The organism is Bifidobacterium [indicum] DSM 20214 = LMG 11587, assembly GCF_000706765.1.
In the GTDB taxonomy this organism is placed as follows: Bacteria; Actinomycetota; Actinomycetes; order Actinomycetales; family Bifidobacteriaceae; genus Bombiscardovia; species Bombiscardovia coryneformis.
Genome location: NZ_CP006018.1, coordinates 1 through 19,961, shown reverse-complemented (window position 1 = coordinate 19,961; position 19,961 = coordinate 1). Strand labels below are relative to the sequence as shown.

Sequence of the window (19,961 nt, the reverse complement as noted above, 5' to 3'; positions counted from 1 at the left end):
GGAAAAGGAACACAATGGAAGTCAAAGATCTGACAGTCCTGGAGAAGGCATCGCTGCTCTCCGGAAATTCTATGTGGGGCACCCGCGAAATCAAGCGGGCAGGCATTCCGAGCATGGTCCTGAGCGACGGCCCACACGGGCTGAGGCGGCAGATGGGAGCCGGAGACAACCTGGGAATGGGCGAGTCCAAGCCGGCCACCTGCTTCCCCACCGCCGGAACCGTGGCCTGCTCGTGGGACCCGGATCTGGCCAAGGCCATGGGCGAGGCGCTGGGCCGAGAGGCCAAAAGCCTGGGCGTGAACATCGTGCTGGGCCCGGGTATGAACATCAAGCGCAACCCGCTGTGCGGCCGCAACTTCGAGTACTACTCGGAGGATCCCCAGGTGGCTGGACACATGGCCGCGGGGCTGATTGAAGGCATCCAGTCCCAGGGAGTGGCCGCCACCCCCAAGCACTTCGCCATGAACAGCCAGGAACTGCGCAGGCAGGCCTCCAACTCCGTGGTCGATGAGCGGACCATGCGTGAGCTCTACCTGACCGCCTTCGAGATTGCCGTACGCCAGGCCCACCCCTGGGCCATCATGACCTCCTACAACATGGTCAACGGCACCTACGCCAACGAGAACGGACACCTCCTCAACGATATCCTGCGCAAGGAGTGGGGCTTCGACGGCATGGTGGTATCCGACTGGGGTGGTTCCAACAGTGCCGTGGCAGCAGCCGCCAACGGTTCCTCCCTGGAAATGCCCGAGGCGGGATTCGATTCCGTCCGTCAATTGGCCAAGGCCGTCAAGGACGGGAACCTGGCTGAGGCCGACCTGAACGCCAGGGCTGAAGAGGTTGCCAAACTGGCCAAGCTGACCTATGACCCGAAGATGGACCCGGACGGAAACCTGACCGACGAGCAGAAGCGGGACCACCACGAAATGGCCCGCAGAATCGCCGAGGAATCGGCTGTGCTCCTGGTCAACAAGAACGGGCGCCTCCCCCTGTCCGCCGGCACCAAGGTGGCCGTTGTGGGCGATATGGCCAAGACCGCACGCTTCCAGGGTTCCGGTTCTTCCAAGGTCAATGCGACCAGGCAGGAGAACATCCTGGAGCTGATTGAACAGGGCCATGCCGGAGGGTTGGAACTGGCATCCTACAGCCAGGGCTACGACCGCCACGGAGACATGAACCAGGACCTGGTTGACCAGGCCGTGAATGCCGTTGACGGATCCGATGTAATCCTGGCCTGCGTGGGTCTTGACGAGCGGAGCGAGTCCGAAGGTCTGGATCGTTCCACCATGGATATTCCCCGGGCCCAGGTGAACCTCCTGCAGGCCCTCGGCAAGACCGGCAAACCCCTGGTGGTTGTGCTGGTGGCAGGGTCCCCCGTCTCAGCAGACTGGGTCGACCTGTGCGATGCCGTTCTGTACATCGGGCTGTCGGGTCAGGCAGGTGCGTCCGCCACCCTGAACATCCTTACAGGCAAAACCAACCCCTCAGGCCACCTGGCTGAGACCTGGCCCAAGTCCTACGCGGATTGCCCCAGCTCCGGTTGGTACCCGGAGTCCGAGCGTGACTCCATTTACCGCGAGGGACCCTTCGTGGGGTATCGGTATTACCTCACCGCCGGAGTAGAGGACCTCTTCCCCTTCGGATACGGCCTCTCGTACTCCCACTTCACCTACTCCAACCTGGCACTGGACGAGAAGGGCGCCTCCTTCACCCTGACCAACGATTCGGAGCACGACGGTGCCACCGTTCCACAGCTCTACGTCCAGGCACCGGAAGGCGGCGTGCTCAGGCCCATACGTGAGCTCAAGGGCTTCCGGAAGGTATCCCTCAAGGCAGGCGAGTCCACGACCGTACGTATCGACTTCGATCAGACCACCTTCCGTCACTTCGATACGGACCAGGACTCCTGGCAGACCGAATCCGGCGATTGGACGATCATGATCGGTTCGGATGCCCGGACCATGGAACTGACCGGCACACTGTCCGTAGCGGGCACTGTCCAGCCCCACCAGGCCGACCCCGCCCTGGGCGCCTACCTGACCGGCAAGGTCAAAGAGGTCACGGACGACAACATGACCGCCCTCTTCGGGCACCCGGTCGAGCGTCAGGGCGCCATCAGCACCTTCGGCCCCAACGATCCCATCTCATCCTGGAAGGACTCCAGGAGTGGCCTGGCCCGGTTTATCGCCAACTTCCTGTCCAAGCGGGAGCGCAAGCAGGAAGCCAAAACCGGCAACCCGGATCTCAATACCCTCTTCCTGCTCAACATGCCCCCCAGGGCCATGAGCAAGATGACCAACGGCATGATCGACATGGCCATGGTCGATTCGATCGTACGTATACCGAACGGCCACGTCTGCAAGGGACTGGGAGGCTTCATTGCAGGCTTCTTCAGGAACATGTCAGCCAACCGCAGGACCAGAAAGGAACTGAACCATGAGTGACCAGAACGCACAGACCGGCGGAAAACCCGCCAGCGCAGAGGAGGCGGCCACCTCCAAGTACGGCATCGTCCGCTGGTGGCAGCGCTTCTCCTTCCGTCACGAGACCGCGGCACAGTTCATCGTCTTCTTCCTGCTCTCCAACGGTGTCACCGTTCTGCAGCTGATCATGATGCCTGTGCTCAAGGCCATCTTCAACGGCACCTCCCTTGTCGGAACCAACTTCCAGATCTGGCACATGGGAACCGTGGGCGGCAAGCCTTACTACCTGTTCGACTATGCCGCAGGTGCCATCAGCAACGGCGGAGGCGGCGGCCTGGCTTACTTCCTGGCTGTGGAAATCACCCTGCTGATTGCGCAGATCATCAACTTCTTCCTCCAGAGGAACATCACCTTCAAGTCCAATTCCTCTGTTTGGAAGGCCGCTTTCTGGTATCTCCTCGCCTACATCATCATCACCATCATCGCTGCCGCCCTTCAGGGCTGGTACAAGGACCCGATCTACGGCTTCTTCCAGCACAGCCTGAACTGGGGCACGGTCGGCACCACCGTGGCCGATCTGGTGACGATGATCATCAACTCGGCCATATCCTTCTGGGTCTTCTTCCCCATCTTCAAGGTCATCTTCAAGCAGGTGCCCGATGAGGAGACCAAGCAGGAAGCCTGAGTAACCAACCAATACGTGGCCTCGATCGTCCCCTCCCGTTAGAACCGGCATTCAGGGAGATTCGGGACGACCGGGGCCCATTCCATATATACAATTGGTACGGTGCAGTACAGTGGTCGGATACGGCAGCGCGGTCGATCCGCCTGTTGATTCGGTTCCCTTGAATCGGGAATCCCCATCACTCCCCTGCCCTCACACAACCCGTCATACATATGAGGTGATTCCGTTCATGACATCGTCCACACGAGCCGACGACCGACCTGTCATCACCTTCATCATCCCGGCCTACAACATGGCCGATCATCTGGATACCTGCCTGAACTCCCTACTGTCGCAAGCGGCCGAGGACCTGGAAATCATCGTCGTGGATGATGGATCGACCGACGACACAGCGAAGCTCTCCCACGATTATGAGGTAAGGCACCCTGGGATTGTTCGTCTGATCAAGCAGGAGAACAAGGGCCATGGCGGTGCGGTCAACGCAGGATTGTCACAGGCGCAAGGCCTGTATGTAAAAGTGGTGGACGCCGACGACTGGGTCGATACCGACTCCCTGGGACTCGTACTCGACAGGCTGCGGACCCAGGCCACCAGCTCGCATCCTGTCGATATGGTCGTAACCAATTACGTCTATGAAAAAGAGGGGCGGCACCACAAGCAGGTCATCAACTTCCGGAGCGTCATGCCGTCGGACAGGGTTCTGGATTGGAATCATCTCGGCAGGTTCGGAATGGCCCAGTACATGATCATGCACGCCCTGATCTTCCGCCGCGAGGTTCTGCAACGTGCCGCAACCCACCTGCCTGAGCATACATACTACGTTGATTTCATCTATTCGTATCAGCCTCTGCCCTATGTGACAAGCCTGATGTACCTGGATACGGACTTTTACCGCTATCACACAGGCCGTGAGGGCCAGTCCGTCCAGACCTCGGTCATGGTTTCCAGAGTGGACCAGCTGCTCAGGGTCAACGGTCTCATGGTCGAGGCCACCCCCGAGCCGGGCCAGGTGTCGGATGGGCTGTACCGCTACATGATTCACTATCTGGCCATCAACTGCGTGGTCACCTCGGTCTTCCTGATTCTGTCCAAGGATCCGCAGAATTATCAGAACAAGGACATGCTCTGGAGCCGACTGGAGGACCACTCCCCCGCCATTTCGCATGATGTGCGCTCGACCCTGCTATGCAAACTCATCAACATGCCGGGCAGACCGGGACGAGTGGCCATTCGGCTGGGTTACAGAGTGGCCGAGGCGGCTGTAGGCTTCAACTGACCATTGACCATGGGCAGGAGCACACACAGGTGGAACCAGTGGTCCTTCGCCCTCAGGGTCATCTCCCCCTGGTACTTGTGGGCTATATGGCGTATCGACTTGACGCCGTATCCATGCAGGACGTTGTCCCTCTTGGTGGTGGCCAGTTCCCCGTTGGCCTTCCAGTTCAGGTGGGAGGCATAGGTGTTATCGATTTGCAGGACCGCGAATCGGTCCCTGGAGAAGAGTGCCACCTTGATCAGTCTGCGATCCGGATTGTCCACCTTCTTCAACGCCTCGATGGCGTTGTCCAGGGCATTGCCGAACAGGGTCGATACATCAATGGGGGTCATACCGGCCAGGAGGGACCCATCGGCCACCACAGTCAGGGTAATCCCACTGTCGGCACAGATGCGTTCCTTGGTCGACAGAACCACATCCAGGACGGGGTTGCCGGTGTGCTGCTGAGATCCGTACCGCTGTATGGAGGCCTCGAGTTCTTCGAAGTTGCGTGACTGCCTCTCAGGGTCGATTTCAGTCCTCAATGCGGCTATCTGGTGCTTCAGGTCATGAGCCAGCCGCCCCATCGCCTCAAGGTTCTCCTTTGACCGCATATACTCACGATGCTGACTGTATGCCCGGGCGTTGATGGAGGCCAGCTCGGCACTGGCCTGGTTCTCCCTGACCTGCTCTTGCTGGGCATAGAGCAGGGCGAAGCCGCACAGGTCAACCAGGGTCCTGATGTAGAAGACCTCCAGGCCGACCCGGCCCGAAAAGGGGGTATTGGTCGAAACGAAGCTCAGATTGGACATGGCGAAGGTGACGACCGATATGGTGGCCGCAATGAAAACGCTACGCCCGGGCGGGTCTATATCCCCGACACCGAAATTACGGCGCTCCCCCCACCAGGCGAGGAAACCGCAGCCGCCGTATATCGCCACCAGCAGGGCAATCGAAGCCGGCGCATGGATCGTGCTCGTGGGCGGACGCAGGAATGAGTCAATCTGCCAGTGGAGGGAGGCAATGAGCTCGGCCAGGACAAAGGCCCTTGCAAGCACGTAGGCACCGGTCAGGGCCTGCATGGAAGAGGCCAGCATGATGATGCTGTACATACAGGCCACGGCCACGCACATGCTGAAAATCCAGAAGGCTATGGGCAGTGACCCGGCCCAGTACTGAACCCCGATAAGTACACCAAGCCCCACAACCAGGACCGTTATCGTCCGTTTGGGCGGTTTACGGCAGCTGATGGACATGAGGTAGACCAGGCACGCCACCCATTCGCTGATGGCCGTGTACAGGCGCGGAATGTCAGGTAGGGCGTTGAGTATCTGGTTCATATACGGCCGCCCACGTAAGCGGCCAAAGCCGTCATGAAGGCCTTTTTCCGTGGGCGGCTGACCCTGAGTCGTTCACCGGTCGACATGATGCAGTCCTGGGACTCCATCCCGACCACGTGGGCCAGGTTGACCAGATAGCAGGAATTGGACCGGAAGAAGTCCTGATCAGCCAACTGGGTTTCGAGGTTTTTCAGGGTGGCCGTGATCGTCAACCGGTCAGAGAGGGTGTGCATGACGCAGCTGTGCCTGACCGACTCCACAAACACGATGTCACTGAGAGGCACCCGTCTTGACTTGGCTCCCTCGCTGACCAGGAGGGACCGTTCCACCCTGCCGCGCACCTGGGCTATGCACCGCTCCATTTCCTGGGAGAAGGCGAACCAGGGGAGCGGCTTGAGCAAGTAGGACAAGGCACCCACCTTGTACCCGTTGATGGCATACTGCGGCGCTGAGGTGATGAAGACTATGACGACCGAATCATCCCGCGAGCGCACACGGCGGGCAACTTCAATGCCGTCCATGCGCTTCATCTGAATATCCAGCAGGAGGATGTCGTAGATGGGGGAGTAGCCTTCAGCGAATTCCCTGCCATCATCGAAGACGGAAACGGCGAATTTCTCCTCTTTGTCCTTTTCATATTTATGGAGATAGTCCACCATGCGCTGGCTACTGATTGAATCGTCGTCCACTACCGCGATTCGAATCGTCTCCATGTGCCATCCTCGTTCCCGTGGTTCCTGCCGCATCCAAATGTTGGGCTCAGCGAATTTCGTATCCTTTATTATCACACATATGGTCTTCCATAGGGCATGAGGCGAGGCTCTTGCGCACAGGGCGGACAGGTTCAATCCCTACCATAGAGCGGCAAACGCACCGGCATCGACGACCGGCCGTGAGCGATTAGACTTTATGTGTGCGTATCGTTGAGTCCCCCGTGTGGAAACCGTCACCCTGGCTGGCCAGATTCATGCTGATCCTCGCAGCTGCCGCCTGGGGAGCCGGGTACACCTTTGAGAAAATCGTCTTAGAGACCCTTTCCGTTCGTTGGTTGATGGGCATCAGACTCCTGTGTGCCTTGATTATCATGACCCCCTTCCTCATGCCCCGGCTCCGGCGGGTGAACCTGGTCAACATGCTGGTTCCAGGGTTGATTCTGGGGGTAACGTATTGGGCTGCATTCAGCCTGCAGACGATGGGACTGACCACAATCGCACCCGGGAGGAACTCCTTCCTGACTGCGATCTACTGTGTGTTCGTACCGTTTTTGGTCTGGATCATGACCAGACGACGGCCGGCCATACGAAACTTCGTTGCCGCAGCCATCTGCATCGTCGGCGTGGCCCTGATATCGCTGCCTGCCCATGGGGGAGTGGGGGAGATAGGGTTATCGCTGAGTATCGGAGACCTGTTGACCCTGGGCGGGGCGCTCCTTTACGGGGTGAACCTGGTCGTGACCGGCTTCCTGACCAAGGAGTTCGACGTCCCGACCCTGACCTACCTGGAGCTCTTCATCGCCGCCATCCTCTTTTTGGGATGTGCCCTCTTGTTCGATCCTGTGCCGGGCCTGGCCAATTTCCCTCCACGGACACTGTGGTCCATGGTTTATCTGACGTTGGTTTCCACGCTGATTGCGCAGAACTTCCAGAACATCGCCTTCTCACAGGTACCTGCGGCCCAAGGTTCGCTGATTCTGTGCTCTGAGAGCCTGTTTGGGATGCTGGTCTCGGTTCTGGTCATGCACGAGGAGCTGGCGGGAACCCACCTGATCGGTTTCGCCGTCATCTTCATTGCCATCCTGATTTCGGAGGTCCGCATTCAACGGCACCCGAAGAAGACCAGGCAATCAGAATCATCCTGATGCCGTGCGGAGGGCGTTGTTTCGGATATCCGCCCGGCAGACCGATTCCTTTACCGGGTTCAGCGCACTGCGGGGGAGGGCTGATGGGACCGGTCCTGCCCGGGCAGCAAGTCGTAAGGCATCTGCCGCTTGAACAGGTAGAAGATGAAGAGAACCACCGCAAGCAGGAGGGTCCATTGACGCATGGTTCCCGTCCATGGACCGAAGATGGACAGAATCACCGCCGTGCGGAAGGCATAGAAGACAACCCGCGACCAGCCCCTTCGGACCTTGGTCTCCACGGTCATGTGGGTGAAGGTGGCACCCAGTGTCTTGCCTCTCCTGAGCAGGGGAATCAGCAGCTCAAAAAGCACGAGCAGCAACACATCCAGGATGGTCACCATGCCGCTCAGATGACTGGGATCCACCACCAGAAGACCCAACCGGTAACTTCCGTCCAGCTGATAGGTGGCCAACTTATGCACGGCATAGGTCAATCCCAACCCCAGTGACATGGAGAGGGTGTAGCACAGCACCAGGTCCACCGCCAGGGCCACACAGCGATGCAGGAAGCCCGGCCTGGTGACGAGTTCCGCCGCGTCGGTCTGCTTGGTGGGCAGAAGGCGGTTGACCACCAGGGCAACCAGATACCCGATCAGGGCACCGGAAGTGTTCCATATCAGGTCATCCACATCAAAAAGGCGGTAGGCGCACCCTACAAGACCGAAAGCCCCTGTGCCCTGGGCTGTTTCAATGAAGAGCGAGACGAGGAATCCGACCGGCAGGGCCAGTCGCAACCTCCATCGGCAGACCCTGCCCATAATGAAGCCCAGAGGGAGGAAGAAGACCACATTCAGCACGATCTGGAGGAGGGCCATACGCCCACCTGCGCTCAGATCCGTCATGAACTGCAGAGGGTTGAGTTGGGGATGCAGGTGGTGGGTGGCACAGAACGCCTCCCTGTCGTCCGGCATCGGCCAGAGTGTGAAGAAGACCAGGGCAAGGAGATAGAGGATGACCAGGTAGGCCGTCAGGGCCGAAACCAGGCGTAGGCGGTGATAGCGGTTGTATATCAGGGCAAGGATGGGCAGCGTCAGCAGGAGCGAGGTAAGGGGCCAGAAAATCAGGGATATGCCGAAGGACCCGCTGAAATAACCCAGATATGTCGAAAGCACACCTCCAGCTTATGACAAGACCGCCGTCGGCGTGATCATTCCCAGGGAATGAAGACACCGGCGGCGGTCGGCACGGTAGTGCAAGAGGTCAGTCGTCACCAAGGGTCACATGGATACCACCCACCAGAGAGCTGACCATGTTATAGAGGAAGGCGAAAATCGTCACCAGGACCACAACCACGACAATCTTGAAAATAGAGTAGATGGTGACCGAACTCAATACCGTACCCAGGCTCATCACCTGGCCGAAGTCGAAACCACCGGCATCCAGACCGGTCTTCGATACGACCTGGGTCAGATTATCGAAGAGCCCTATCATGTTGAGGAGAATCCAAAGCAGGGCCGCTGCCACCACCCGGATAATGCCTGCGGCAATGGACAGGAGGAAGGTGACCTTGGCCACCGACCAAGGATCCAAGCGCGTCAAGGAGAGCTGCATACGCCTGGCCCTGGGCACGTTGGGCTTTGCACCCGTCGAAGTCGATGTCCGAGCTTGAGCCGACTTGGAATCCGGAGCTGTGGTCCTGGCGGAACGCGCTGCAGTCGGCTGCGTGGTGCCCTTGGCCCCACCTGAAACCGACGACCTGAGCGGGGACGGTACCGTACCCGACACCGGCGCACTATTCTGAGCCGGCTTCGAAACCGGAGCCGCAGGCTTGCCCGAAGAAACCGAGGTCCTGCCTGGAGTCGACGCAGCGGCCGAAGTTGTTGCCGTACCTGGCTGTGGCACAACAGATGAAGTCGAAGATGACGACCTGCGCTTGGCTGGAGACGCACCCGTAGCCGATGACTTGCCGCCACTCACCCTGGGCCCGGTAGCTGACTTGTCAGACTGAACCTTAGCCTTGACCGTCTGAGACTTCTCAGCCTTGGCCTTTTCCTGTTTGTTCTGGCTCATCGGCACTCCTTGACTGTTGCGGACCCAGCACCCGGGACCTAGATATCTGTATTGAGACTACCAACCTTTGTAGACGGGCCATCCCACCGGATGGGCGGCATTACACCGCCCATCGCAGCCAATGTCATTCCCCGTCACCCTCGGATCCGCTGTCGACGGGGGCAGATTCGCCTGTACCCGTAGTGGCGATGGGCTGTTCCTGTGCAGCCAGGGGAGCGGCCTGGGCGATAACCTCTCCCTGATCGGAGGAGGCACCATCCGTCTCCTGGTCGGCCTCGTCCTTTTCGGCGTTCCTGGCAATCGAGAGAATCTCGTCACCCTTGTCGGGCTTAGCCAGTGTCACGCCTTGTGTGTTGCGTCCGGTCCGCTTGACCTCAGCCACGTCGGAACGGATTACCTTGCCTGACTTCATGATGGCCATGATCTGGTCATCCTCGTCCACCACCAGGGCACCCACCAGTGATCCACGGCCTTCGACCATGGCAATGGCCTTGACCCCGTATCCATTACGTCCTTGGAGACGGTACTCGCTCAGGGCCGTACGCTTGGCAAAGCCCTCATCGGTGACCACCAGGAGATCCTCGTCGGATTCCTCGGTGACAACGTCCATGCTGAGCAGTTCGTCACCCTCGCGGAACTTCATTCCCTGAACACCGGTGGTCTGCCGGCCCATGGGGCGCAAGGTCTCGTCGTTGGCGGGGAACTTGACACTCATGCCCTTGCGGGAAACCAGGATGATGTCATCCTTCGCGTTGCAGAGTGCGGCACCAACCAGCTCGTCGGTCAGCACACCGTCCTGCCCATCTTCACCGCCCTCGGCCGCGCCGAGCTCCATCAGACGAACGGCGATCAGGCCGCCCTGGCGGGGGGAATCGTACTCGGCCAGGCGGGTCTTCTTGACCTTGCCGGTCCGAGTGGCCAGGACCAGGTACTCCGCGTCGTCATATCCGTGCAGGGAGAGGACCTGTTCGATATTCTCGCCCGGACTCAGCTGGAGGAGGTTGGCCACATGCTGACCCTTGGAGTCGCGGGACCCCTCGGGCAGCTCATAGGCCTTGATCCGGTACACCCTGCCCTTGTTGGTGAAGAAGAGCAGCCAATTATGGGTACTGGTCAGGAAGAAGTGGTCCACCACATCGTCCTCACGCAGCTTGGTGCCACGGATACCCTTGCCTCCACGATGCTGCGCCCTGTACTCATCCGCCTTGGTCCGCTTGACGAACCCGGAATGGGTGACCGTGACCACAACGTTCTCGTCGGCAATCAGGTCCTCGACGTTCATCTCGCCCGAGTAGGGAACAATCTTGGTGCGGCGCTCATCGCCATACTTGTCGACGATTTCATCGAGCTCTTCGCCCACGATGGAGCGCTGACGTTCCGGATGGGCCAGAATGTCGTTGTAGTCCGCGATCTTGCGCATGAGTTCCTCATGCTCGTCCAGGATCTTCTGCCGTTCCAGTGCGGCCAGACGGCGCAGCTGCATGGCCAGGATGGCATCGGCCTGGACCTCGTCCACATCCAGGAGGTCCATCAGACCGGTCCGGGCCGATTCGACGTCCTTGGAGGACCGAATCAGGGCGATGACCTCATCGATCATATCCAGGGCCTTCAGGTACCCCTGGAGGATGTGATCGCGTTCCTCGGCCTCGCGCTTGAGGTAGCGGGTACGGCGCTCAACCACATCCAGCTGGTGGTCCACCCAATGCCGGATAAAGGCATCGAGGCTCAGGGTGCGAGGCACCCCGTCAACCAGGGCCAGCATGTTGGCACCGAAGGTCTGCTGAAGCTGGGTGTGCTTGTACAGGTTGTTCAGGACCACCTTGGGCACGGCATCACGCTTGAGCACCAGAACCAGACGCTGACCGGTACGGCCGGAGGTCTCGTCCCGCATGTCGGCAATACCCTGGATCTTCCCATCACGCACGGCCTCACGGATGGAGGAGGCAAGCCGGTCGGGGTTGACCTGGTAGGGGAGCTCAGTGACCACCAGGCACATGCGGCCACGGATCTCCTCGGTGTTGACCACGGCCCGCATGGTGATGAGACCACGGCCGGTCCGATAGGCCTGTTCGATGCCCTTGTGTCCCAGGACGGTTGCACCCGTGGGGAAGTCAGGCCCCTTGATGATGCTAATCAGGGCATTGAGGAGTTCCTCCTTGGAGGCTTCCGGATGGTCCAAGGCCCAGTGCACGCCCTGGGCGACCTCACGCAGATTGTGGGGCGGAATGTTGGTGGCCATACCCACCGCAATACCGGCCGAACCGTTGACCAGGAGGTTGGGGAAGCGGGAGGGCAGAACGGTCGGTTCCTGTGTCTTGCCGTCATAGTTGGGGATGAAATCGACCGTGTCCTTGTCGATATCGCGGACCATCTCCATGGCCAGGGGCGCCATGCGGCACTCCGTGTACCTCATGGCGGCGGCCGGATCGTCGCCGGGGGAGCCGAAGTTACCCTGTCCGTCGATCAGGGGGTAACGCATGGACCAGGACTGGGCCAGTCGCACAATCGTGTCGTAGATGGCCGCGTCACCGTGGGGGTGGTACTTACCCATCACGTCGCCCACAACGCGGGAGCACTTGTTGTATCCCCTGTCGGGGCGGTAACCGCCGTCGTACATGGCGTAGATGACCCGCCTGTGCACCGGCTTCATGCCATCACGGACATCGGGGAGTGCACGCTCCACAATCACGGAGAGGGCGTAGGAGAGGTAGGACTCTCGCATCTCCTGCTGCAGGTCAATGGGCTGAATCCGCTCACCCTGGAGAAGACCGTAATCGGTGTTGTCCATCTCCTGGGGGCTCAGTGGTTCGCGCGACCCGTCGGGCAGGTTGATGCCCTCCTGGTCCGAACTATTGCCGTTGTTGTTGTCGTCTGCCAAAATCGATCCTTAACTCAAATGGTGAACAGAGGAGGCGTCCTGCTCAGGCGTCGATGAACCGTGCGTCATGGGCGTTGCGCTGGATGAAGAGACGGCGGGGTTCGACCTCGTCTCCCATGAGCATGGTGAAGGTCTCATCGGCCTGTTCGGCATCCTCGATGTGGATCTTCTTGAGGATGCGGTTCTCCGGGTCCATGGTGGTCTCCCAGAGCTCCTGGTAGCTCATCTCTCCCAGACCCTTGTAGCGCTGGATTCCTTCGCCCTTGGGGAGCTGACGGCCGGAGGACTTGCCCTCGGCCAGCACCCTGTCGCGCTCGGCGTCCGTGTAGACGAAGTCATGGGGACCCTTGGTCCACTTGAGCCGGTACAGAGGAGGCATGGCCACGTACACGTAGCCGGCCTCGATCATGGGCCTCATATAGCGGAAGAAGAGGGTCAGGTTCAGGGTGGCGATGTGGGCACCGTCAACATCGGCATCGGCCATGATGATGACCTTGTGGTAGCGCACCTTGTTGATGTCGAATTCCTCGCCGTAACCGCCGCCGACGGCCGTAATCAGGGATTCGATTGTGTCGGACTTCATCATGCGGTCCAGGCTGGCCCGTTCCGTGTTGAGGATCTTGCCTCTCAGCGGCAGAATGGCCTGGGTCATGGGATTGCGGCCCTGAATGGCGGAACCGCCTGCAGAATCACCCTCCACGATGAAGAGCTCGCACTCCTCGGGGTTGCTGGACTGGCAGTCCTTGAGCTTGTCGGGCATGCCCGCCGTCTCGAAGATGGACTTGCGCCGGGTGTTCTCACGGGCCTTCTTGGCGGCAAGACGGGCGTGCGAGGCCTCAATGGCCTTCTGGATGATGCTCTTGGCTTCGGATGGGTGGGAATCGAACCAGTCGGTCATCCGCTCGGTCATCACCCGCTGCACAAAGGCCTTGGCCTCCGAGTTACCCAGCTTGGTCTTGGTCTGACCTTCGAACTGGGGGTTGGTCAGCTTCACCGAGATGACGGCCGTCAGTCCCTCACGCACATCGTCGCCGGAAAGGTTGTCGTCCTTCTCCTTGAGGATGTTCTTCTCCCGGGCGTACCTGTTGACCATGGTGGTCAGGGCAGCACGGAAGCCCTCTTCGTGGGTTCCGCCCTCGGTGGTCGAAATCGTGTTGGCGAAGGTGTGGACCGACTCGGAGTAGGAGGTTGTCCACTGCATGGCGATTTCGGCCGATATGCCCATATCGAGGTCCTCGGCCTCGAAATCGATGATGTCCTCCTCGACCGGAGAGGCCTTGCGGACCTTGACCATGTAGTCTACATAGTCCTTGATGCCGTTGGCATACTGATAGCTGACGGTCTGACCCTTTTCGTCCGGGTCCTCCTCTTCGCCGGCGACCTCGTCACCGGTCTCCTCATTGGGACGCAGGTCGGTAAGGGTGATGCGAAGCCCCTTGTTGAGGAAGGCCATCTGCTGGAAGCGGCTGCGCAGGGTCTCGAAGTCATACTCCGTTGTTTCGAATATCGCCGGATCCGCCCAGAAGGTGACCGAGGTGCCGGTATGCTCGTCCGGCCCCAGGGGTTCATCCTTGGAAAGGGGAGCGTTGGGGGTCTGGTCGCGGAAGCTCTGATGCCAGTGATAGCCCTGACGCCGCACCTGAACATCGATGCGGGTGGAGAGGGCGTTGACCACGGAGATGCCCACGCCGTGCAGACCTCCGGAGACCGCGTAGCCGCCGCCACCGAACTTGCCGCCCGCGTGGAGCTTGGTCATGACCACCTCAACGCCGCTCTTCCCCTCGCCGGGGACCTCGTCAACGGGGATGCCACGACCGTTGTCGACAACGCGGATGCCGTTATCGGGAAGGATGGTCACTTCGATATGATCCGCATACCCGGCGAGCGCCTCGTCGACCGAATTGTCGACGATCTCATAGACCAGGTGGTGCAGGCCGCGGGGACCTGTGGAACCGATATACATACCGGGACGGATGCGCACGGCCTCCAGCCCCTCCAGAACCTTCAGATCGCTGGCGTCATAATGACCAGGGGAGAGGGAGTCATCCAGCTGGGCACTGTCCAGCTGTTCCTGGGGCTTCAACCCCTCCTGCTCAGGTGAATCTTCAGACGGATCAGCATTAAGATCTGCCACGGTATTCCTTTCTGCACCTTCGCACCATCCCGGTAATCAGATACGTACACGGTTGCACGAAGGACTTTGCCATGGTCATTACATTCCAAATCGTCCATAAAGGGGTCTTGAAAGCGTTTGACCGTCTATCCTATAGATTACCAGCCTTATATGACTTTGGGCTCTCAGAAAGCTCAGGAAGTACCTTGATTGATTCACTCCTCCTCGGAATCACCCATAGGTGTCGCGCACACCCCGGCCGGGTGGATCAAAGCGTCCCCTCCTGAAGGAGTAGTTGTGGGGACCTGTCACCCTGACCTCCGTCACAGGCATCTGCAGGCGCTTGGAAATCGCTTCCTTGAGCTGTGGGACCAGGTAGGTCAGCTGGGTGGCCCATACCGTGGTCTGGGCCTGGACGACCAGGACACCGTCCTTGTAGGAGACCACCCGCGAGTGGGCGGCTATGCCGGGCCCAACCACCGTATCCCATCGGTTCCGTAGACTGGCCACCTTCATATGGGGCATCCATCCGCCACCGGTGGCCAAGGAAGTAATCACCCCGCCCAGGCGATTGGGATCCCTGCCCGGCTTGCCGAATTCAAACCAGGACTGGAGGGATCTCTCTTTCATATCCTTCTGCTTGGCCGCCTGGCGGGTGTACTCCTCGAAGATCCGTGCCGGAAGGAGACGTTGATCGAGATGCAGTGTTTCAACGACGGGAGCCCTCATGACCTGCCACTCTCCCGTACGGAACCGTTCCGGGTCAGATCCGCCAGGGCCTTCCTGATTTCCTCGTCCTGCTCCTGTTCGGAAGAGTCGGTCTTCAGGGAATCCACATCCACCAGACGGGCCCCATCCAGCGAGGGGATGTCCCCATCCGCCGCAGCGGTTATCAGAACCTGGTCCTGATCCCGGGCAAAGGCAAGGATCTGACTCCTACGAGCCTCGTCAAGCTGGGCGAAGACATCATCCAGGACCACGATCGGCCTGATCTGTTTGGACTGGATAATCACTTTGAAGAGGGCCAGTCTCAAGGCCAGGGCCAGGGTCCACATCTCGCCATTGGAGGCGAATTCACGGGCTGGCATCCCGTTCAGTCCGAAGACCAGGTCATCGCGCTGGGGACCTATCAGATTGGTTCCCCGGGCCACCTCACCCGGATAGATTCGTTGGAAATGAAGGCTGACGGCCTCCTCTACCGAACCCTCGGATACCGTCTGATTGCTGATTTCATCCAGGGATGGGGCATAGTCCAGGCTGGCTTCCTGACCAGGACCGGCAAGGTCGGCATACAGGGCCCTGAACGGTTCCGCGAGCGCAGCCACCAGGCCCACCCGCCGTCTGGTCAGGTCCAACCCTGCTCGAATGAACTGCCCGGTCCATATTTCCAGGCTTGCAAGGATGGCATTGCGTTGGTCGGCCCCCTGGTCGCCCTGTTTGAGCAGCTGCCTGAGCAGGGTCGAACGTTGCTGGGCGATATGGGCGAAGTCCTGTCGGCTCCTGAAGTAGTCAGGATCCAGAAGGGCGCCGGCCTGGTCCAGGAAGGCCCGCCGGACCGAGGGTTCTCCCGAAACCATGCGCTGGTCTTCCGGTGAAAAGGTCACACATGGCACCTGACCCACCAGACTGCGCATATACAGGGACGGCCCGCCGTTGATACGGCCCCTTTTGGCCCCCTTGGCTGCGATGGTCAGCTCGTAGTCGTCCGATTCACCGTCTCCCTGAACCCGTGCCCTGACCGTGGCCTTGCTCTGTCCTCGCTCCACCAGGGGCAGGGAGGAGGATACACGGTGGCTGGTTCCGGTTGAAAGGACCTCGATGGCCTCGACAAGATTGGTCTTGCCCAGCCCGTTCCTGCCCTTGAGGATGGTTACACCTGGTTCCAGATCCAGGAGGCATGTGCTCCAGGAACGGTAATGGTCCAGTACCAGGCGGGATATGTACACGGAACGCTTCCTCGGATGGGGAGGCCCACTTGCCCTGCTGTCGGTTGCGGATTCCTCGAAAAGAGGTCCACAACCGGTGCAGACCAAAAGCGGGCGGGTGACGGATCAGTTGTTGAATCGCATGGGAACCAGCAGGTAGCGATAGTCCATGGACTCCTCGGAGTCCTTCTCCTGCTGCCCGTTGAACTCCACGGCCTTGACGGCCGAGGTCATCTTGACCCGGACGAACGGTTCGGTAATGGCGCTGAGACCGTCAATCAGATAGCCGGGGTTGAAGGCCACGGTGATTTCCTCGCCATCCAGGTCCACGGGGAGGACCTCGTTGGCCTGGGCCTCATCAGCACTTCCTGCACTGAGGGTCACCTCCTGGCCTGAGAAGAGCATCCTGATCGGGGCATTTCGCTCGGCAACCAGGGCAACACGTTTGATGGCATCGATCAGCTCCTGGCGGGAGATGACCGCCTGAATCGGATATTCGTCCGAGAAAAGCCGATCAACGGCAGGGAACTCACCATCGATCAGCTGGGAGGTCGATATCTTCCCGGCGTTCTCAACGCCCATGATGGTGGGGTTGTCCTGCTCATAATCCATGACAACGTTCTGATGCTCGTCCAGGGAGCGGGCGATGTCGCGCAGGAGGGAGCCTCGAATCAGCATGGAGGTGGAGAAGTCGTTGTCCTTCGGGGTCCAGGTGAAGCTGGAACGGGAAAGGCGGAAACGGTCGGTGGCGGTCATGACCACCTTGTCCCCGTTGATTTCGGCCTTGACGCTGGTCAGGACCGGTCGGCTCTCTTCACGGGAAACGGCGATGATTGCCTGGGAGATGGACTGCACAAAGGTCTCGGCATCCACCTGGCCCATGGTTTGGGGAACTGCAGGGAGGTCCGGATATTCTGTATCGGGCATCAGCTGCAGTGAGAAGGTCGACTTTCCTGAGGTGATGGTGAGCTTGGAACCCTCCGTCGACAGGTAGGTCTTCTGCGCAGGAAGTGACTTGGTTATGTCTGCGAGGAGTTTGCCCAGGACCAGTGCGGTTCCTGGTTCGTCGACTCCTGCTTCGATGTGGTTCCGTGCGGAAACCTCGTAATCGAAAGCGGAAAGTTTCAGTGTTCCGTCGCCTGCTTCAAGCTTGATGCCGGCCAGGATGGGCGATGCCGGACGCGACGGGATGACGCGCGTCGTCCAGGCGATGGCGTCCGATAAGGCTGCTGAGTTGACTTCGACTTTCATGTGGGCCTTCTTTTCGATGAGTGATCTGGATTCATTCTATCGAACCGGTCCGCTTTTCGATCAGGTCTGCCCTGGTTGTCTGATTGAGACGATGATGAGCTGCATAAATATTCATGAGTTCGTAGTAGTAAGCATGGTGGATTGTGTGGATAAGTTTTAATTTCCGTGCAACCAGGTGGATAAGAGCAGATTGGTGATTGTGGATAAGCTGGTTAGGAAGTGTGCATAAGAAGCCGATTTATCCACAGGAGCCGAGAAATTCTGAAATATCCACATTTTCAGGGTGCTTATTCGCGGGTACTCCACCACTTTTCCACGAAAAATCGGTGGGTTATTCCCAAGGTTTGCCCACATCTGGGGATAAGTGAGTGGATAACTTTTCTGATTCATCCCCCGCATGCCAGCGTGTCGCTATGCGTTTGCGGGCTGTTTGAGTCTGACCGTCAACTCCATGACATAGTTGTAGATTTCCCGCTTCTCCTGCATCTCATTGGATATTCGGGTATAGGCATGCATGACCGTGGTGTGATCCCTGCCTCCGAAGACCTCACCGATATCGACCAGGGACATGCTGGTCATCTCCCTGGCCAGGTACATGGCAATCTGCCTGGCCAGAGCGATGTTCTTGGTCCTGGTGCGGCCCACGATGTCATCAAAGGTCAGATGGAAGTACTTGGCCACCTGGGTAATGATGTCGGTCGGCTTGATTTCTATGTCGGTTGCGAAGAAGTCCTGCAGGGTCTGTTCGGCCAGTGCCGGAGTGACCGGCTGATTGTTCAGGCTGGCTACGGCCGTGACCCTGGTCAGGGCCCCCTCCAGTTCCCTGATGTTCTCGGTGAACCGCTCGGCTATCAGATCCAGGACCTCGTTGGGGATGCTGACCCCGTTCATCGAGGCCATCATGCGAAGGATGGCCACACGGGTTTCACGGTCCGGGGGCTGGACATCGACGGTCAGTCCGGAATCGAAACGGGAAATCAACCGTTGCTCAAACCCTTTGAGGTTCTTGGGTGGAACGTCCGAGGCGATGACGATGCGTTTGTTGGCATCATGCAGGGCATTGAAGGTATGGAAGAACTGGTCCAGGGTAGCTTCCTTGCCGCCCAGGAACTGGATGTCGTCAATCAGGAGGACATCCACCTCCCTATAGCGTCGGTTGAACTCGGCGATCTGCCCGTTCCCCTGGGTGGAATTCTGGAGGGCGTCAATGAACTCGTTGGTGAATTCCTCGGAGTTGACGTATCTCACCCGGAGCGACGGATCCTTGACCAGGGCGTAATTTCCGATGGCATTGAGCAGGTGGGTCTTGCCCAGGCCCGAACTGCCGTAAATACAGAGCGGGTTGAAATTCTGCCCGGATCCCTCGGCCACGGCCAGGGCGACGGTTCTCGCGAAGCGGTTGGAGTCGCCGGGGACGAAGGTGTCAAAGGTCGCGTTCTTGTTGAGATGGGTTTCGGAGTCCCTCTCCACCCTGTTCTGACCCATGGGGAACTGGGGGACCGAGAAGGGTTGGTGCTTCTGAGGTAGGGAGGTCTCACCCGGTTGCTCACCCTCATGTATCCCAACGGGAACAACGGAAGGCTGTTCAGCGAGTTCCGCCTGCATATCAAGGGTCATGGGTACATAGGTGCCCTGATGGAAGTCGCTGCTCGAAATAATCGGGGTCTTTTGACCGGTGTCCTGAGCGGCCCCTGCCTGGGAGACGGGGTTTCCCTGGTTCGGCTGCCATCCGGTTGAAGTCTGCTGCTCGCCCTGATCGGTTTGGGCCGGCTGGGAGGGCTGATATGAGGGAAGGACTTCAGCTTCCTTGGCTGCATCCGGCTGGGTGTTGGGGACCTGCCTGAATTCCCCGCTGCCCACGAAGCCTGCCTGAGGATTCTCGCCCTGTTCCGAATTGGCCTGCTGGGGGTAGACGATTTTGATGGCGGGGAACATTTCCTGATTGGTGACCAGCTGGAGGGCGTTGAAGAGGGGCTGGCTCAGCGGACCCTGTACCGCCTCCTGGGTTTCCCTTGAGGAGACACGCAACACGATAGTGGTGCCGAACACGGCCTCGGGGGTGATGTCCTCCAACCATCCCTTATCGCGGGAGGTGAGTGAGTTGCTGTAGCGAAGCACCTGCAGAACCGCGTCCCAGATTCTCTTGGCCTGGGCCGTGGCATCCAGCGGATCCTGCGCCAT

Annotated in this window: 14 protein-coding genes; 4 read left to right on the top strand and 10 right to left on the bottom strand. The window is 59.5% G+C overall.

Annotated features, from left to right (window positions below; genetic code table 11):
• Nucleotides 1-14 precede the first annotated feature (14 nt).
• The 3 genes from BINDI_RS00070 to BINDI_RS00060 all read left to right on the top strand — a co-directional run bounded on the left by BINDI_RS00070 (nt 15) and on the right by BINDI_RS00060 (nt 4,384).
• Nucleotides 15-2,444 (top strand): glycoside hydrolase family 3 C-terminal domain-containing protein, encoded by a 2,430-nt coding sequence (locus BINDI_RS00070; protein WP_033491021.1) that lies wholly within the window; start codon nt 15-17, stop codon nt 2,442-2,444.
• Nucleotides 2,437-3,108 carry a hypothetical protein gene (locus BINDI_RS00065; RefSeq protein WP_197068958.1) on the top strand — a complete coding sequence of 224 codons (672 nt, stop codon included), beginning with the start codon at nt 2,437-2,439 and terminating at the stop codon, nt 3,106-3,108. The genes BINDI_RS00070 and BINDI_RS00065 overlap by 8 nt, the downstream gene beginning before the upstream one ends.
• Nucleotides 3,109-3,337: 229 nt before the next feature.
• Nucleotides 3,338-4,384, top strand: a complete 1,047-nt coding sequence (locus BINDI_RS00060; protein ID WP_033491022.1) for a glycosyltransferase family 2 protein — start codon at nt 3,338-3,340, stop codon at nt 4,382-4,384.
• Here the strand turns inward: BINDI_RS00060 and BINDI_RS00055 are convergent.
• Together BINDI_RS00055 and BINDI_RS00050 are read right to left on the bottom strand one after the other, a co-directional pair.
• Nucleotides 4,348-5,703, bottom strand: coding sequence for a sensor histidine kinase (locus BINDI_RS00055; protein WP_033491023.1), 1,356 nt, complete (start codon nt 5,701-5,703; stop codon nt 4,348-4,350). The genes BINDI_RS00060 and BINDI_RS00055 overlap by 37 nt on opposite strands.
• A complete protein-coding gene (locus tag BINDI_RS00050) occupies nt 5,700-6,416 on the bottom strand; it encodes a LytR/AlgR family response regulator transcription factor (RefSeq protein WP_033491024.1) in 717 nt (238 codons plus the stop codon). Before BINDI_RS00050 ends, BINDI_RS00055 begins: the two co-directional genes overlap by 4 nt.
• A gap of 200 nt (nt 6,417-6,616) precedes the next feature.
• Here BINDI_RS00050 and BINDI_RS00045 point away from each other — a divergent pair, with 200 nt between their 5' ends.
• Entirely contained in the window at nt 6,617-7,561 is a 945-nt protein-coding gene (locus BINDI_RS00045) for a DMT family transporter (protein WP_148301941.1), read from the top strand.
• 59 nt (nt 7,562-7,620) lie between these two features.
• Here BINDI_RS00045 and BINDI_RS00040 read toward each other — a convergent pair whose 3' ends face one another.
• The 8 genes from BINDI_RS00040 to dnaA all read right to left on the bottom strand — a co-directional run bounded on the left by BINDI_RS00040 (nt 7,621) and on the right by dnaA (nt 19,961).
• Nucleotides 7,621-8,715, bottom strand: a complete 1,095-nt coding sequence (locus BINDI_RS00040; RefSeq protein ID WP_237742945.1) for a VanZ family protein — start codon at nt 8,713-8,715, stop codon at nt 7,621-7,623.
• 88 nt (nt 8,716-8,803) lie between these two features.
• The gene (locus tag BINDI_RS07395) at nt 8,804-9,328 is read right to left on the bottom strand and encodes a DUF3566 domain-containing protein (protein ID WP_148302003.1); all 525 of its coding nucleotides are present in this window, start codon (nt 9,326-9,328) and stop codon (nt 8,804-8,806) included.
• A gap of 409 nt (nt 9,329-9,737) precedes the next feature.
• Nucleotides 9,738-12,491: a DNA gyrase subunit A gene (gene gyrA / locus BINDI_RS00030; protein ID WP_033491025.1), complete on the bottom strand. Its 2,754-nt coding sequence runs from the start codon at nt 12,489-12,491 to the stop codon at nt 9,738-9,740.
• Nucleotides 12,492-12,534: 43 nt separating this feature from the next.
• Nucleotides 12,535-14,574 carry a DNA topoisomerase (ATP-hydrolyzing) subunit B gene (gene gyrB / locus BINDI_RS00025; protein ID WP_202805353.1) on the bottom strand — a complete coding sequence of 680 codons (2,040 nt, stop codon included), beginning with the start codon at nt 14,572-14,574 and terminating at the stop codon, nt 12,535-12,537.
• 261 nt (nt 14,575-14,835) lie between these two features.
• Nucleotides 14,836-15,333: a DciA family protein gene (locus tag BINDI_RS00020; RefSeq protein WP_033491027.1), complete on the bottom strand. Its 498-nt coding sequence runs from the start codon at nt 15,331-15,333 to the stop codon at nt 14,836-14,838.
• Nucleotides 15,330-16,550 carry a DNA replication/repair protein RecF gene (gene recF, locus BINDI_RS00015; RefSeq protein WP_033491029.1) on the bottom strand — a complete coding sequence of 407 codons (1,221 nt, stop codon included), beginning with the start codon at nt 16,548-16,550 and terminating at the stop codon, nt 15,330-15,332. The genes BINDI_RS00020 and recF overlap by 4 nt, the downstream gene beginning before the upstream one ends.
• A gap of 105 nt (nt 16,551-16,655) precedes the next feature.
• The gene (gene dnaN, locus BINDI_RS00010; protein WP_033491030.1) at nt 16,656-17,780 is read right to left on the bottom strand and encodes a DNA polymerase III subunit beta; all 1,125 of its coding nucleotides are present in this window, start codon (nt 17,778-17,780) and stop codon (nt 16,656-16,658) included.
• 411 nt (nt 17,781-18,191) lie between these two features.
• Nucleotides 18,192-19,961, bottom strand: coding sequence for a chromosomal replication initiator protein DnaA (gene dnaA / locus BINDI_RS07545; protein ID WP_033491032.1), 1,770 nt, complete (start codon nt 19,959-19,961; stop codon nt 18,192-18,194).

Coding starts and splice junctions, on each gene's coding strand:
- BINDI_RS00070 (WP_033491021.1), top strand. CDS start 15: ATGGAAGTCAAAGATCTGACAGTCCTGGAGAAGGCATCGCTGCTCTCC.
- BINDI_RS00065 (WP_197068958.1), top strand. CDS start 2,437: ATGAGTGACCAGAACGCACAGACCGGCGGAAAACCCGCCAGCGCAGAG.
- BINDI_RS00060 (WP_033491022.1), top strand. CDS start 3,338: ATGACATCGTCCACACGAGCCGACGACCGACCTGTCATCACCTTCATC.
- BINDI_RS00055 (WP_033491023.1), bottom strand. CDS start 5,703: ATGAACCAGATACTCAACGCCCTACCTGACATTCCGCGCCTGTACACG.
- BINDI_RS00050 (WP_033491024.1), bottom strand. CDS start 6,416: ATGGAGACGATTCGAATCGCGGTAGTGGACGACGATTCAATCAGTAGC.
- BINDI_RS00020 (WP_033491027.1), bottom strand. CDS start 15,333: ATGAGGGCTCCCGTCGTTGAAACACTGCATCTCGATCAACGTCTCCTT.
- dnaN (WP_033491030.1), bottom strand. CDS start 17,780: ATGAAAGTCGAAGTCAACTCAGCAGCCTTATCGGACGCCATCGCCTGG.
- dnaA (WP_033491032.1), bottom strand. CDS start 19,961: ATGGCGCAGGATCCGCTGGATGCCACGGCCCAGGCCAAGAGAATCTGG.